The sequence below is a fragment of the Exiguobacterium sp. UBA7533 genome, assembly GCF_002479335.1.
In the GTDB taxonomy this organism is placed as follows: domain Bacteria; phylum Bacillota; class Bacilli; order Exiguobacteriales; family Exiguobacteriaceae; genus Exiguobacterium_A.
This window is the reverse complement of sequence record NZ_DLMP01000014.1, coordinates 194,126-208,627: the sequence shown is the minus strand read 5'-3', so window position 1 is coordinate 208,627 and position 14,502 is coordinate 194,126. Positions and strand designations below refer to the sequence as shown.

Annotated in this window: 13 protein-coding genes; 8 read left to right on the top strand and 5 right to left on the bottom strand. The window is 48.0% G+C overall.

From position 1 onward, the window contains the following. Nucleotides 1-57 precede the first annotated feature (57 nt). From B2U10_RS14015 to B2U10_RS13990, 6 genes are all read left to right on the top strand, one after another. Entirely contained in the window at nt 58-942 is an 885-nt protein-coding gene (locus tag B2U10_RS14015; protein ID WP_290788363.1) for a hypothetical protein, read from the top strand. A 19-nt stretch (nt 943-961) separates the two neighbouring features. Next, nucleotides 962-1,645 carry a response regulator transcription factor gene (locus B2U10_RS14010; RefSeq protein WP_290753437.1) on the top strand — a complete coding sequence of 228 codons (684 nt, stop codon included), beginning with the start codon at nt 962-964 and terminating at the stop codon, nt 1,643-1,645. After that, the gene (locus B2U10_RS14005; protein WP_056059893.1) at nt 1,642-2,913 is read left to right on the top strand and encodes a HAMP domain-containing sensor histidine kinase; all 1,272 of its coding nucleotides are present in this window, start codon (nt 1,642-1,644) and stop codon (nt 2,911-2,913) included. The genes B2U10_RS14010 and B2U10_RS14005 overlap by 4 nt, the downstream gene beginning before the upstream one ends. Before the next feature lie 67 nt (nt 2,914-2,980). Then, nucleotides 2,981-4,060: a site-2 protease family protein gene (locus B2U10_RS14000; RefSeq protein ID WP_290788358.1), complete on the top strand. Its 1,080-nt coding sequence runs from the start codon at nt 2,981-2,983 to the stop codon at nt 4,058-4,060. 150 nt (nt 4,061-4,210) lie between these two features. Further along, nucleotides 4,211-5,599 carry an MATE family efflux transporter gene (locus tag B2U10_RS13995; RefSeq protein WP_290753444.1) on the top strand — a complete coding sequence of 463 codons (1,389 nt, stop codon included), beginning with the start codon at nt 4,211-4,213 and terminating at the stop codon, nt 5,597-5,599. Nucleotides 5,600-5,707: 108 nt separating this feature from the next. After that, nucleotides 5,708-6,274 (top strand): 3'-5' exonuclease, encoded by a 567-nt coding sequence (locus B2U10_RS13990; protein ID WP_290788355.1) that lies wholly within the window; start codon nt 5,708-5,710, stop codon nt 6,272-6,274. 409 nt (nt 6,275-6,683) lie between these two features. Here B2U10_RS13990 and B2U10_RS13985 read toward each other — a convergent pair whose 3' ends face one another. The 3 genes from B2U10_RS13985 to B2U10_RS13975 all read right to left on the bottom strand — a co-directional run bounded on the left by B2U10_RS13985 (nt 6,684) and on the right by B2U10_RS13975 (nt 10,846). After that, nucleotides 6,684-7,799: an NADH-dependent flavin oxidoreductase gene (locus B2U10_RS13985; RefSeq protein ID WP_290788352.1), complete on the bottom strand. Its 1,116-nt coding sequence runs from the start codon at nt 7,797-7,799 to the stop codon at nt 6,684-6,686. 92 nt (nt 7,800-7,891) lie between these two features. Next, a complete protein-coding gene (locus B2U10_RS13980; protein ID WP_290788349.1) occupies nt 7,892-9,982 on the bottom strand; it encodes an MMPL family transporter in 2,091 nt (696 codons plus the stop codon). 69 nt (nt 9,983-10,051) lie between these two features. Beyond that, nucleotides 10,052-10,846 carry a hypothetical protein gene (locus tag B2U10_RS13975; RefSeq protein WP_081780437.1) on the bottom strand — a complete coding sequence of 265 codons (795 nt, stop codon included), beginning with the start codon at nt 10,844-10,846 and terminating at the stop codon, nt 10,052-10,054. Nucleotides 10,847-10,961: 115 nt separating this feature from the next. Between B2U10_RS13975 and B2U10_RS13970 the strand changes: the two genes are divergently transcribed. Then, nucleotides 10,962-11,135, top strand: coding sequence for a YycC family protein (locus B2U10_RS13970; protein WP_069201452.1), 174 nt, complete (start codon nt 10,962-10,964; stop codon nt 11,133-11,135). Nucleotides 11,136-11,182: 47 nt separating this feature from the next. Here the strand turns inward: B2U10_RS13970 and B2U10_RS13965 are convergent, their stop codons facing one another. Beyond that, entirely contained in the window at nt 11,183-11,665 is a 483-nt protein-coding gene (locus tag B2U10_RS13965) for a site-2 protease family protein (RefSeq protein WP_056059874.1), read from the bottom strand. Between the two features lie 184 nt (nt 11,666-11,849). Continuing rightward, the gene (pulA, locus tag B2U10_RS13960) at nt 11,850-13,856 is read right to left on the bottom strand and encodes a type I pullulanase (protein WP_235513987.1); all 2,007 of its coding nucleotides are present in this window, start codon (nt 13,854-13,856) and stop codon (nt 11,850-11,852) included. A gap of 111 nt (nt 13,857-13,967) precedes the next feature. On the opposite strand from pulA, the gene B2U10_RS13955 reads away from it, so the two are divergent. Beyond that, nucleotides 13,968-14,462 carry a YajQ family cyclic di-GMP-binding protein gene (locus tag B2U10_RS13955; protein WP_023469671.1) on the top strand — a complete coding sequence of 165 codons (495 nt, stop codon included), beginning with the start codon at nt 13,968-13,970 and terminating at the stop codon, nt 14,460-14,462. The last annotated feature ends 40 nt before the right edge of the window (nt 14,463-14,502 follow it).

Below are 14,502 nucleotides of genomic sequence, written 5' to 3'. Positions count from 1 at the left end.
TGGTCTGGTTATTCTAGGTATAAGAACAACAGCCACTACTCAAAGGAGGACATCATCATGACTGAAAAACGAACAGATAAAGGAAATAAACGTTTCAAAAAAGGAATCGCTACACTTGCCGTAACGGGTACAGTCTTAACAGGAGCTGGTGCGTTCCTACTCTTCACAGGCCCAGGACACTCTCTCGTCAACTCGACGGTCACCACTTCACAGCAGGCAGAGCAAAAAGTCGAAGCTGCTTCGCGCCAAGTCAAACAAAAGCTTCCTGCTTCAATGCGTGACGATCAAGAAATCGAAGGCACATTGCAGAAACTATCAGATCGTTCGATGACGATCGACGTTAACGGTGACGCTCAGACGTATGACTTTGCTTCGTCAGTAGAACGTGAAGCCGTGCAAAAAGAGGATTGGGTCAAAATCGATCTGAATGCGAATCAGCAAATCACGGAACTTGAGCGAGAAGATCCAGATGATCGCAATGACCGAGAGGACGATGGCAATCGCTCAAATGATTCATCGGACGATGCGAATGAACGGTACGGTATCCTTCGTGCCCTATCACAAAGTGAATTGACACTCGAACAAGAGGGACAAGAGACGATCTACGCAATGGCGGATCGTGCGGAACGTGACGCTGCGAAATCTGGGGATATCGTAAAAATCGAATTGAATGCAGATGGTCAAGTCCGTGAGCTTGATCGGGAAGAGGATGACGAAAATCGTAATGATGTACGCGATGAAGACCGTGACGATGCACGGGAGCAAGAAGTCCGCGGTACACTCTCTAAAATAACGAATCAAGAGATCGTCATTGAACAGAATGGTGCGCAAAAATCGTACTCTCGTACATCAAACATGGAACAAGATGATGACGTCCGAGTTGGTGGTTCCGTCAAACTTGAGTTGAACGCATCAGACGAAGTGACAGAAATCGATGAATGATCATTAAAGGAGGATGTTTATGTCAACCACCATCTTAATCGTTGAGGACGACGCGAAAATCGCGCGCCTCCTTGAACTCGAACTCCAATATGCCGGGTACGCGACACGTGTCGCCCCCAACGGAAAAGATGGTCTCGCTGCCGCTGAGCATTCGGTTGATCTCGTCTTACTCGACGTGATGATGCCGGAGCTGAGCGGCTTCGAGGTGTTGCGCAGGCTCCGTGGAAAAGGCATGCACGTCCCCGTCATTATGCTAACAGCACGTGGAGAAGTGTACGATAAAGTCGCGGGACTCGATCTTGGTGCGAATGATTATGTGACGAAACCGTTCGAGATGGAGGAACTCCTTGCTCGGATCCGAGCGTTATTACGCACTCCGACTTCAACTAGTAACGCACCGCGCACGTTACAGTTCGCTGATCTTGTACTCAATCTTGATCGACATGAAGCATTTCGCAATGAAGGGCGACTCGATTTGACACCACGTGAGTTCGAACTTCTGACATATTTACTAGAAAACAAGGAACATGTCCTGACACGCGAACAAATCCTAAATCACGTCTGGGGGTACGATTACTTCGGCGAGACGAACATCGTCGACGTCTACATCCGTTATCTTCGCAAAAAAGTCGATGCCCACCCTCCAGCTTTGATTCAGACCGTTCGTGGGGTTGGTTATGTGCTACGGGAGGCGATCCCATGAAGCTTCGAACGAAGCTTGCTTTATCCGTCACCGCCTTTACGACACTCTTGTTATTCCTTTCGTTCATCGTCGTGACACTCGTCGTCCAAAATCATTTAATTGAATCGCGTTATACCCAACTGGAACAGGCAGAGGAATTGATGGAAGATGATTCATCGGTCCGGACATTGCTGACGCTTCATGAGGATGCTGTCGTCTTATCGAACGAAAATGGACGCTGGGTCATCTCAAACGATGAAGATGGCGACGACTCGTCTACTGTTAACGGAGACGTACAAGCAAATGACCTCCCCGGTATCCCGCGCTCGAATGAACCTTTTAAGTCTGGCGATTGGTTCGGCATCGTCTATCAGGATCAAGCCTATCTGTTCGAAGATGAGAGCGTCGATGATACAGTCTCGACACTCGTTTTGACCTTCACCATCGTGTTGGTCGTTGGAATCATAATAGCGTTCATCAGTAGCTTCTGGATTGCTTATCAGACGCTCCGCCCGCTCAGGCAACTAAATGATACGATGCAACGAATCTCCTCTTCTGGAACGCTTGAGACCGTGCAGACCAAACGTGATGATGAGATCGGTCGCCTCGGTCGCGTCTTCAATCAGATGATTGGTCGTGTCGATCAGACGATGGAACAACAACGGCAGTTCGTCGCGGATGTCTCGCATGAAATGAAGACACCCTTGACCGTCATCGAGGGATACACTCAATTATTGAAACGCTGGGGCAAAACGAAGCCCGACGTACTCGATGAATCGATCGAACATATCTTGCAGGAGACACATGCGATGCGGACGACCTTGATTGAGCCTATGCTCGAATTGTCTCGTCTCGGTTACGAGGAAACATCTGTCGAAGTGATTGACTTAGCAGAGCTTGGAAGCGAACTCGCTGATCGGATGTATCACGCAACAGGGACGATCATACCTGTTGATGCCTCCGGAACGATTCGGGCAAATCGCGAAGCGGTGTTACGTATCTTGACGATCTATATCGATAATGTCCTGAAGTATGCTACTTCACCAGAATTGCACCTGCGCAAAGAACGTCTGGCTGTCCTTGATCGGGGAACGTCTCTAACGGACGAAGAACGCGCTCGGTTATTCGACCGGTTTTACCGACTCGATGCAGCACGCGATCGTTCAGGAAGTGGACTCGGATTGTCGATTGCTGCAGCTCTAGCGACGACGCATCATTTTAAGGTCGGTAGTGAAGCCCGTCAACCAGATGGCAGTTGTTTCTATCTGATTCCCGAGCAGTCTGAATGAAACTTTTTCTACATTTGTGTCGTACACTTAAGGAAGAACGTCACATGATGAAAGAAGGAATTTCACGATGGCTAAAAAACGTTGGGGTGGACTTGCTGTTGCCGGCGCCTTTCTCTTGACGAAAGGAAAGGTCATCCTTGCCTTATTGAAATTTTCAAAGTTCGGAGGCACTTTGATTTCGTTCGGAATCTCTCTTCTCTTTTACGCTCAAATATTCGGTGTTTGGTTCGGGGTCGGATTGCTCTATCTCCTATTCATTCATGAGATGGGACATCTACTCGCCGCTAAACGACTCGGTTTTAAGACCGGTCCTGCAATTTTCGTTCCGTTCATGGGAGCCGTCATCGGCATCAAGGATACATTTCGAACGCCAAAACAAGAAGCGATTCTCGCGTATGGTGGACCACTCGCTGGTCTCGTATCCCTGATTCCGCTTGCGATCGGATATGCTGTGACGGGAAATGACTTCTGGCTCGTCATCTTCCACCTCGGGGCTCTATTGAATCTCTTCAACCTACTTCCCGTCAGTCCGCTTGACGGCGGACGGATTCTTGCGGGACTTCCGATCATCGTCTGGGTCGCGGGACTTGCTGCCTTGATTGCCTACGGTATTACCCACTTTAGTCTGATTTTGCTCTTGATTGCCTTTTTAGGCGGCAGTGCCGTTTGGAAAAGGTATAAGTTCGCGAAACAATATGAGGCGAACCGGTCGACCTTAATGTTGTACCGTGCCGCACGTGAACGCGTTTTACGGGCAAAGGCAGAGCAAGAACGTGCAGACGCTGAAGTCGCACTTGCTCCAGAACTAGAAGGTGAGGAAGAACAAACAATCGAGAGTACCTACGATCCGATCGCTTGGTCACTTCGTCTCGATTTACAAGACTTGCGACAAGCGAGTCCGGAAGAGGCACACCAGGAAGCAGACGATCTGTTACGGTATCAATATGATGCCGCCAACGATTACGATGCCTTATTGCGACGGATCGATCAGCGGATTGAACCACTTCGTCTTGCTGAAGAGTCTGTTCAGTATCATCAGATGCCGAAAAAACAACAAACGATCACGCTCCTCGCTTATTTGGCGCTCGGTGCTATTTTATTCATTGCTTTCGAATATTCGAAAGGTTACCTGCCTACACCATCTTAAATCGAGATCCATCGGATGCGCTTCATGGCGCATCCTTTTTTCATAGAACGAACACATTGACTAGAGTGATTTCTTGCATCTCGTTAAAGAAGCGACTACTCTGAGTAAAACCCTACTTACCACTTGTCTAAAATAGGAGGTCCTCCTTCCATGAATAAAAACACTGCCCGTTTGGGTGAAGCACCTGTCAATCAGCTTTTACTTAGTCTCTCTTTACCAGCGATGGTCGGGATGCTCGTCACGGCACTCTACAATATCGTCGATACGATTTTCGTCGCTCAAGGAATCGGTACGGCTGCCGTGGCCGCCGTCGGAATCGCTTTCCCCGTCCAGCTCGTATTAATGGCAATCGCCAACTCGATCGGGATCGGTGGTGCTGCAATTGCGTCACAACGACTCGGTCAAAAACAAACAGATGGTGCCAGTCGTGCTTATGCCAACGTCTTGATGGCTGTTTTCTTCATCAGTATGCTCGCTATCATCAGTGCTTTCATCTTCGTCGAACCGTTGCTACGTCTCTTTGGAGCGACGGATGAGATCATGCCGTACAGTATCGCTTTCTTACGCGTCCTCTTGATCGGATCTCCTTTCTTCATGTTGACGATGGCGTCGAGTGCGATGCTCCGCGCAGAAGGACGCGCGAACTATCAGATGCGCGTCATGTTGACGACGGTTGCGATCAATATCGTCCTGACACCGCTGTTCATCTTTGGTCTTGATTGGGGCATCCAAGGTGCTGCACTCGGGACAGTCGTTGCGCAAATCGTTGGTGCTGTACTTGTTTTTCGATTCTTCTTTACGAAACGCCGACAAACTGGCTTGACGCTCAATCGGAGTGCTTTTAAACCTGATTTCCGATTAACGTTCCGGATGATGCAAATTGGATCATCGTCGTTCATCATGCAAGTCTCTCAATCCGTTCTATTCATCACTGTCAATCATATGCTCGTCCGGTACGGGGGTACGACAGAACTGGCAACGTTTGCAGTCATCAATAAGTTCATGGCGCTCGTCGGTATGCCGATCATGGGGATCGTGCAAGGGATGCAACCGATCGTCGGGTATAATTTCGGATCCCGGCAGTTTAGCCGGATGTCGCTCGCCATCAAGTTGGCAATCCGCTACGGTTTATCGTTATCGATCAGCTTGTGGTTACTCATTCAACTGTTCCCTCGTTTTTGGGTCGGCTTGTTCACAGAAGAAGCGACACTTCTACAGGAAGGCTCGAGTGCGATGCGTATCTTATTCGCCTTATCGTTCGTCTACGGAATTCAAATGATTGTCAACGGAATGTACCAATCGCTTGCAAAAGCAAAAGTCGCTTTATTCTTGTCCTTGTCACGCCAAACGTTATACACGATTCCACTCGTCTTGATATTGCCAGTGTTCTTCGGTGTCAATGGTGTCTGGTTCGCTTTTCCGATCGCTGATGCAATGGCTGTTTTGACGGCCCTTGTTTTCGCCTATAAAGATCGCGTTCTGTTATTTAAACCGGAAGAGTACGTCGCAGAGGAACAAAAAGTCGCTACCGCGAAGTGAATGGAATGGATCTAAGATCGTCTGCTTTGCAGATGGTCTTTTTTGATGGACTTCCAGAATACGAACATGTATTCTGTTACTAGTGAATGACAGAAAGGAGCCTGCTGGATGTATACATTAGCAATTGACTTTGAAACGGCAAACCGAAATAGCCGAAGCATTTGTGCGTTTGGTTGGTCCGTTCTCTCGAACGGTCGTGTCACGGAGAGTAAACAGGTCTTAATCAATCCAGAAGAAAATTTCGATGCTGGAAACATTCGGGTCCACGGAATTCGTCCGAACGATGTCTTTGATGCGCCGACGTTACCTGAAGCAATGGAAGCCCATGGCTTATACGATTTGATTGCAGGCGCTCAACTGATCGTTGCTCACAATGCATCATTTGATATGGGGGCACTCCAAAAAGCGATTCAAAAATACGATATGTACCAGATGCCCGCTTTCACCTACGGCTGCACGGTCAAATTGTCCCGCAAATTGTATCCTTGGTTGCCGAACCATCGATTGAATACGATGGCAGAGTTTCTCAACGTCTCTTTCCAGCACCATGATGCGAAAGAAGATGCCTACGTCTGTGCGTTACTCTTAAACGATATGTTGGAACGAACGAACCTACAGGATCCGGTCACTTTGCATACGTTTTGTGGCGTTCGGATGGGACAGGTTGCCTATTAATAAACAAAAAAATTGTAGACAACAGGGATGACTCCAAAAAATGACGCGTCTCTTCACGCCCTTTTCTCAGGCGAGACACAAGCCAGTTTTCCCGCTTCGAGCAGGAAAACGGGTCTCGTTTGTCTCTGACAGCGCATAATGCGCTTTTTCCTGTAGGAGTGGCGTGAAACGCGTTATTTTTTCTAGAAGAAGGATTCGAGAAGCGTTTTGTTCACTCGACATCGCTTCCTAGGGAAAAACAAGCAAGAGCGACCCTGCAGCGAAGCGAAGCGGCGCGATGCTTGTCCCAGGAAAACGATGCGAGACGAACAAAAAAGTGCAATCCTTCTCGTTAGAGAAAAATTGCACTTTACCTTCAGTCTCAAAGCACTCTAGACACGAAATCTAGAGTGCTTTTGATGCTGTTCTATTATTTGCTTGTTTGTTTAATCGGGAACCAGCCTGGACGGCTTGTGATGCCTGCCCATAATGCATCTGGAACGACGAGTTCTGCTTGTGCTTCTGGATCAAGTTCTGTCCGGATTGACGCAAGGTCACCCGCTTCGACTTTCTCAACCCATTTCGGTTCCATGATCAGTTCACGACCAAGAGCGATCATTGGAACGACAGCCAAACCTTGTTCGACTTCGTCCGCTGTGTGAAGCGATCCGACACCGATGATAGGTACTTGTTCACCAACACGTTCTTGAACGAGTGTAATAGGTGATGTCGTTTCATTTTCATCACGAATTGAACCTGCGAAGAAGTCCATCACGGAAACGTGCAAGTAATCGAGGTCTTTTTTCGCCAGCTCATCGACGAGGCGCATCGTATCATCGAGTGTGATTCCTGGATTTTCAATTTCTTCTGGAGAGAAACGGTATCCGACGATGAACGAAGGATCTTGTTTCGCGACAGCTTCGACTGCATCCACGACAGCTAATGGGAAGGCGAGACGTTTTTCTAAGCTACCGCCCCATTTATCTTCACGACGGTTTGAGTGTGGTGAGAAGAACTGTTGGATCAAGTACGTGTTTGCACCGTGAATCTCAACACCATCAAATCCAGCTTCCATCGCACGGCGTGTCGCTTGACCGAATGCTTCGATGATTGCTTCGACTTCTTCTGCCTCTAACGCACGTGGTGTCATCGCACCTTCACGCACGGGTGCAACAGCACTTGCACTGACCGTTTGCCCACCGACGAGTTCTGGTGGTGCCATACGACCAGCGTGGAAGATTTGTAAGATCGCTTTTGCGCCTTTATCTTGAATCGTTTTCGCGAGTCGCTTCAGACTCGGCACGAGATCGTCACGATGCGCACCAAACTCATTCGGGAATCCTTGACCGTCTGCTGTGACGTTCGCACATGCTGTAATGACAGCGCTGACGCCACCTGAACGTTCTGCGTAGTACGCGAGTTCCGCATCCGATACTTCGCCGTTCTCTTGTGCCGCATAGTTCGTCATCGGTGCCATCAAGACGCGGTTTTTCAGCGTCACACCGTTTGGTAGTGTAAATGGTTCAAACATTGCTTGAGTTGCCATGAGTGAAGTGCCTCCTCTAATTTCTTGAATTGAATATCGACAGTATACGCTCGTCTTCCTCTGAATAGCTACTGATGTGCTTACGCGATGTGTCACTTGCGGATCGCTTTACGACGCCCTCCCGGCCACCACCAGTTCCAGTGACCAAATAGCTTCATCAGTGCGGGGACAAGGAGCATCCGGACAATCGTAGCATCAATAAAAATTGCAAGCGCGATACCGACGCCAAGTTGTTTGATCGGACTAACACCTGTAAAGGCAAACGCACCAGTGACGACAATCATGATCAAGGCAGCGGACGTAATGATTTTACTCGTCTTCGCCAGTCCCATCTCGGTCGCATGATCGTTATCGCCCGTCTTGTCATAATATTCTTCCATTCGCGAGACGAGGAACACTTCATAATCCATCGATAAGCCGAAGACGAGTGAGAAGATGAAGACCGGTGTTAGAATGCCGATCGTCTCCTGCGGAAGAACTGCGCCGGACTCGAACAAGACGACGAGTAATCCAAACGTTGCTCCTAAACTGAGCAAATTCATCAGAATCGCTTTGATTGGAATCAAGATGGATCGGAACGCGATTAGCAGAATGATGAATGTCGCCAAGACGACGACACCGATAGCCAGTGGGAGTTTCGATTCAATGGCATCATAAATTTCCTGATTAAAGGCTGCTGGTCCCCCGACAAGGTAACCGTCCGCCTGCACCTTCCGTACCCAGTCTTGCGAAGTAGCATCGCCGGGATTTCCTTTTAAATTGACGTTGATCCGTGCTTGATCGTTCTCTGATAGAAACGGCTTCAGTGCATCGCGCCCAGCCGAAACAGCGAGTAACTGCTCGAGCGGAACCTGTTGCTGTTCCGCGATCGTTGCGGCGGACACGACGGAACGCACTTCTGAATCTGATTCGAGTCGAATCGTCACATCTTCGATTTTTTCTCGTCCCACCTCTGAGGAAGCATCCGCAGACAAGATGAGAACGGCGTCCGTTCCATCGTTCCCGAATGTTTTTTCCCACGACTCAAAGGCCAGACGCGACGGATAGGATTCCGGCAGGGCAGTTGCTTGCGGAATGTTCAACGTCAAGTCACGTAACGGAAATAAACAAGGTAAAAGAAGTAATAAAGATAGAATCGTCACTGTGACAGGGCGCTTCATGACGAAACGTGCGAGGCGGCGCCAACGATTTTCTCCACGACCTGCTTGTTGCCGGAAAAGTCGTCCTTTTTCTAGTACCTTCCCGAAAACGATTAATAGTGCCGGTAGTAATGTCAACGCACTGACAACCGCCCCGAGTACCGAAACGAGTGTCCCGATTGCGACAGCGCGGAAGACATCAACATCAATCAACAACAATCCGGCAAGTCCGACGAATACACAGATTCCGGAAAATAAAATCGAGCGTCCTGCCGTCTCGACCGAACGAATCGCTGCCGACCGAATCCCTTGTCCGTCCTGCCGTTCTTCACGGAACCGATTAACGTATAACAGCGAAAAATCAATGCCGAGCGCCAGCGAAATCATTGCGACCGCATTCAAGACGAAGATCGATAACTCTTGTTGTCCGGCAACGAAATAAAGAACACCGGCACCAAAAACAAAAGTGACGAGTCCCATGATCAAGGGTAAGATGGCGGCAACGGGTGTACCGAAAACGAGTAGTAAGACGATCAATGCTGCCGGAATTCCGATTAACTCAGCTCGGATGAGGTCATTTTTGGACGCTGTATTCAAATCATCAACGACGACCGGTTCACCCGTTAGCCGAATCGTCCCGGTACCATCCAGTTGACGTGTGACCGCTGTTGCCCATTTCGCATCAAGTGTTGGTACACCGACTGTCACGTATCCCTTATCGTCCCGCATCGCTCGCGGATTTTCGACGGGACCAATGACGTTCCCGACTCCTTTGATGTCACGGAAGCGCTCGACATGTTGTACCATCGTTTGTCGTAGATTCTCTTGATTCTCAAATAGGACGATGATCGTATGTGGATCCTGCCCAAAATCTTGAGCGAGCACCGTTTCGACACGTTGAAAATCACCGTCACGTGTAAATCCATTTCCTTCTAGACGATCGGGTAATTGATATGCAAAATAACCAAGCACGACGAGTAGAAGCCCCCAAACGACCAACACTCCTCGAAAATACGCACTAATCAGATGACCAAGCCGTTCCATGATGCGTCTCCTTCCTGTATAAACGTACAAAAAACATCCTTCTTGCTGAAAAGCGAAAAGGATGTTTCATTACGTCTTTTGAAAAATTTGAACCCATGTGTTGCCGAATGTAGTCGATGTCGACACGATCGCAAGACGCCGCGCCTCTTCATCGAGTAACACACTTTTGAGTAAAACGGAGGAGTAGCATCCCTCGAACTTATATTTCAGCTGACTCTTCTCATACAAGTAAAACCGAGAGGAATCGGTGATCGAAAACAATTGGTGCCGGTGGTCAACGAGTGAATACTCCGCGTAATCCGAAAAAGGAATGACCGATTCCTGATTCGTCGCGGCATCCCAAATCACATACCGTTCTTGTAGATCATCATAGGAGATGATCGTCGTAGGTGCGATGAATCGCTCGAATGTCAAACGTGTATCATATCCTCGCTCAACTAAGCGTCCGAACAGCGGCACCTCTTCATAGTTTGAGTACCGCCAGTCCCCTGTTTGAACGTTCACACAGACGACGTCCGTTTCTGCCGTGTATAGGAAGATTTCATCATCTTGCCACAAGAATAAATTACTGAACCATGCTTCGGAGAAAGCAGCGGGTCGCTTAATGTAATTTAAATGCCCTTGCTCTAAATCCAATAAACCAAAATAAGCTGACTCTTCAAATACGATGAACAATCGTCCACCGCCTGGCTCAATGTACCAGGAGAATGGAACATACGCACATGCTGTTTCCCACAGTGGTCTTAAATCCGCATCACATTTCATAAATCCGTGGCGATCTCGAAAAAGAAGCAAATCCTCCCCGATGCGATCAAACAGTGAGACGGATTCATGGAGTAACAGCTCTGCAGCAGGTTTATACATATGCATCACTTCCTACTTCATACGGTATCAACCTTCTCAGTTTCTCGCTACTATTGATGCGCTCGGCTTGCACCTCCTGTTATACTAACTTCATGGAAAAAGGAGGACGAACACGATGAAACCTTTACAATTATCCGCAGAGACAGCTGTCGAACTTGCGAAACGTCTGAACGTACCACTTGAACAACTAATGCATATGCCACGCCATATCTTGATTCAAAAGCTCGTCGAACTCGAGCAGGAACAAGCGAACACGGAACCTGATTCGTCTAGCGAATCGGAATCTTGAGTAAGTAGCCTCTTTTCCAACGGTGGAAGGAGGCTTTATTTTTCACCTTAGGATTGCGGATGGTATTCTGATTTACCATACCGGAAGACATTAATGATCGCTTTCCCATCACTCGGATAACCGTTCGGATGATCGATCGGGAAGAGGGAGAAAAAGACGAAATAAAACGAAAAATACGCGAATTGATAGGTAAAGATTGATGCTTCGAACACACCGGCGTAAATCAGACCATTGATGGCTAAGATACTCGCCACGTTTGCAATCGATCCACCGGCATAAACCAGAATGTTGGCGAATTTCGTCTCCTTACGTAGTGCCTCATATTGACACCAACCATCCCAAAAATAGACGCGATTCAAACGAATCGGACCAACACGAAGCAACGACTTTCCTGAACCGATATTGATCTCCATGTTTCCGCCGAATAATCGGGCAAAAAAGTAATGTCCCATCTCATGAATCAATGTCACGATAGGCAATAGTAAAAAGAACGACAAAAAGAATTTCCATAAATCACCGAAACCGAACATACAACGTACATCCTTTCACGTCAAAACAACATTTAAAATACTACATATGAATTGTTCCCGAAAGATGTATGTTCAAACAATCTTTCAATGATTTTCGTAAGTCAATTGTATGACAGGCTGACATCGGACTGTCATCCGCACACAAAAGAAGGACGAAGCCATTTAGTGCTTCATCCTTCTCCATTTAATCGGTTTTCTTTCGACGCTTGTTCGCTGCGTACAACAATCCGATGATCGTCAGTGCTGCACCACCTGCTACCGCGTATTTCTTGTAATCTGCTTTTCGTTCCGCAATGACCGTAGTCGTCAACGCTGGAACGACTAACTGTTTTTCTTCGTGCAATCGTGGTGCGTGTAATTTAACGGCACCCGACTCAACCAACACCTCGAATTCACCATTTGGCAATTCAATCGTGATATCTTTTTCCGTCGCATTGTGATAGACACGCTGCCGTTCGACGTATCCTTCATATGTTCGCTTCAGTTCAAAGGCAATGACACCTTCCTCTTCTTCAAGGAAACGAAGATGTTTTTTAATCATCGCCGCGTTTGCGAGACGGAACATCGGATACTGACGACGAAGGGCAATCAATCCTTTGACGTACTCGACTGCTGGACGCTCTGTTTCTGCCCGTTCATAGTCGAGACGATTCACGACCTCTCCGGCATTGAAGCTGTCACGAATACCGTCTTTCGTCCGGAAGAACTCTTGTCCGGCATGGAGGAAAGGAATCCCTTGTCCCGTCAAAATGATCGCATTTGCAAGCATTTGCCGTTTCCGACGAATCTCTTCCGTGTCTTCTGGACGAGACACCGTCAATTTATCCCAAATCGTCAAATCATCATGAGCCTCGACGTACGAGACGACTTGATTCGGCTCATCGGCAAACCCTTGCGAAGAGACGTTACCAGCGATTCCCCGTTTGACTTCACTCGTCCGGTCAAATGCACCACTGATGAAACCACGGTCTTCTGGCGTTTGGACGTCGCCTTTGACCCCGTCCCGTAAACCGTTGTTGAAATGAGCGATTCCTGGCATCTTCGGTGCGTTGAAATAGTTCGCTTTTTCTTCCGGATCAAGTGGCGTATCGAGATCCCAGCCTTCACCGATGATCAGAATCGATGGATCAATCCGGTCAAGTGCATGGCGCACTTGATTCATCGTCTCAACATCATGAAGTCCCATTAAGTCGAAGCGGAACCCATCGAGATGGTATTCTTTCGCCCAGTACGTCACACAATCAAGAATGAACTTTCGCATCATCAGACGTTCAGATGCAGTATCATTTCCACAGAAACTACCGTTTGAGAGACTCCCATCCGCCTCTTGACGATAAAAGTATCCAGGAACGAACTGACCAAGCGGAACCGTCGCCGCATCATACGTATGATTGAAGACGACGTCCATGATGACACGGATCCCGCGATCATGTAACGCCTGCACCAATTGTTTTAATTCAAGGATCCGCGTTCGTGGATCATCCGGATTCGAGGAGTACGAACCTTCCGGCGCAAAGTAGTTCACCGGATCATAACCCCAGTTATAGTTATCCGGGTCGTTCGGCGCTGTCTCATTGACCGAGCCAAAATCATAGATCGGTAGTAACTGGACATGTGTCACACCGAGGTCTGCCAAATAATCAAGCCCTGTCAATCCACCATTTGGTGTCCGTGTCCCTGCTTCCGTCAGTCCAGCGAACGTACCACGTGCAACGACACCACTGGCCGGATGACTCGTTGCATCGCGTACGTGTAATTCATAGACAACTGCGTCTTGCGAAGAATGGAACAATGGACGTTCTTCAATCCATCGTTCTGGTGTCACACTGGTCGGGTCAATTAATGCGCCGCGCTTTCCGTTCGTTCCGACGGCTTTCGCATACGGATCGACCGCCTCGACCTTTTGTCCGTTGATGCTCGCTTGAAACGTATAGAAATAACCTTCATATGTCGCTCGATCGAGTTCAACGACGTACGTTCCCCGTTCGTCTGCCACCATCTCGACCTCTTCGACTTTTCGTGCGCGTAGTGTCTTGTAGAGACGAATCACGACACGTTCTGCTGTCGGCGCCCACAAGCGCACGTGAATCGCTGTCTCTGAGAAGGTCGCTCCTAAATCATTTCCACTATAGGCAAATCGCTCATCCAGTTCTTGCGGTGTGAGCGTCAACATGTCTGCTGTTTGTTTCAAAGCCAAGCACCCCTTTCATTTCATGGTTTTTATTATAACAAAATTTCAAAGCAGTGGACGCTTCCGGTATTCCTCTCTAAAATAGAGAGTGGAATGAAAGGGGAGATTGAAATGGCAGCAAAAGATAATTCATTTGATATCGTGTCACAAATCAACATCGAGGAAGTCAAGAACGCGGTCCAAATCGCACTGAAGGAAATCACGAACCGCTTCGACTTCAAAGGTTCAAAGAGCGACATGAAGCTCGAAAAAGAGGATTTAATTCTAATCTCAGATGACGATTTCAAACTCGATCAAGTCAAAGATGTCTTAACAGCAAAATTGATCAAGCGCGAAGTCCCAACCAAAAACCTGCAGTATGAAAAAGTCGAGCAGGCTGCCGGGAATACGGTCCGACAACGTGTCATCCTGAAAAGTGGAATCGACCGTGACGACGCGAAAAAGATCAACAATGCCGTCAAGGAATCGAAATTAAAAGTGAAGACACAGATCCAAGATGACCAAATCCGCGTCACAGGTAAATCACGTGACGACTTACAACAAGTCATGCAGATCGTTCGTGAGCTTCCATTATCAGTCGATGTTCAATTCATTAACTTCCGTTAATCGATTGATCTGAACGCTCATATTCAAAAGATAGGCATAA

Coding starts and splice junctions, on each gene's coding strand:
- B2U10_RS14005 (WP_056059893.1), top strand. CDS start 1,642: ATGAAGCTTCGAACGAAGCTTGCTTTATCCGTCACCGCCTTTACGACA.
- B2U10_RS13955 (WP_023469671.1), top strand. CDS start 13,968: ATGGCAGCAAAAGATAATTCATTTGATATCGTGTCACAAATCAACATC.
- B2U10_RS14010 (WP_290753437.1), top strand. CDS start 962: ATGTCAACCACCATCTTAATCGTTGAGGACGACGCGAAAATCGCGCGC.
- B2U10_RS13985 (WP_290788352.1), bottom strand. CDS start 7,799: ATGGCAACTCAAGCAATGTTTGAACCATTTACACTACCAAACGGTGTG.
- B2U10_RS13965 (WP_056059874.1), bottom strand. CDS start 11,665: ATGTTCGGTTTCGGTGATTTATGGAAATTCTTTTTGTCGTTCTTTTTA.
- B2U10_RS14000 (WP_290788358.1), top strand. CDS start 2,981: ATGGCTAAAAAACGTTGGGGTGGACTTGCTGTTGCCGGCGCCTTTCTC.
- B2U10_RS13990 (WP_290788355.1), top strand. CDS start 5,708: ATGTATACATTAGCAATTGACTTTGAAACGGCAAACCGAAATAGCCGA.
- B2U10_RS13980 (WP_290788349.1), bottom strand. CDS start 9,982: ATGGAACGGCTTGGTCATCTGATTAGTGCGTATTTTCGAGGAGTGTTG.
- B2U10_RS13975 (WP_081780437.1), bottom strand. CDS start 10,846: ATGTATAAACCTGCTGCAGAGCTGTTACTCCATGAATCCGTCTCACTG.
- B2U10_RS13995 (WP_290753444.1), top strand. CDS start 4,211: ATGAATAAAAACACTGCCCGTTTGGGTGAAGCACCTGTCAATCAGCTT.
- B2U10_RS13970 (WP_069201452.1), top strand. CDS start 10,962: ATGAAACCTTTACAATTATCCGCAGAGACAGCTGTCGAACTTGCGAAA.
- B2U10_RS14015 (WP_290788363.1), top strand. CDS start 58: ATGACTGAAAAACGAACAGATAAAGGAAATAAACGTTTCAAAAAAGGA.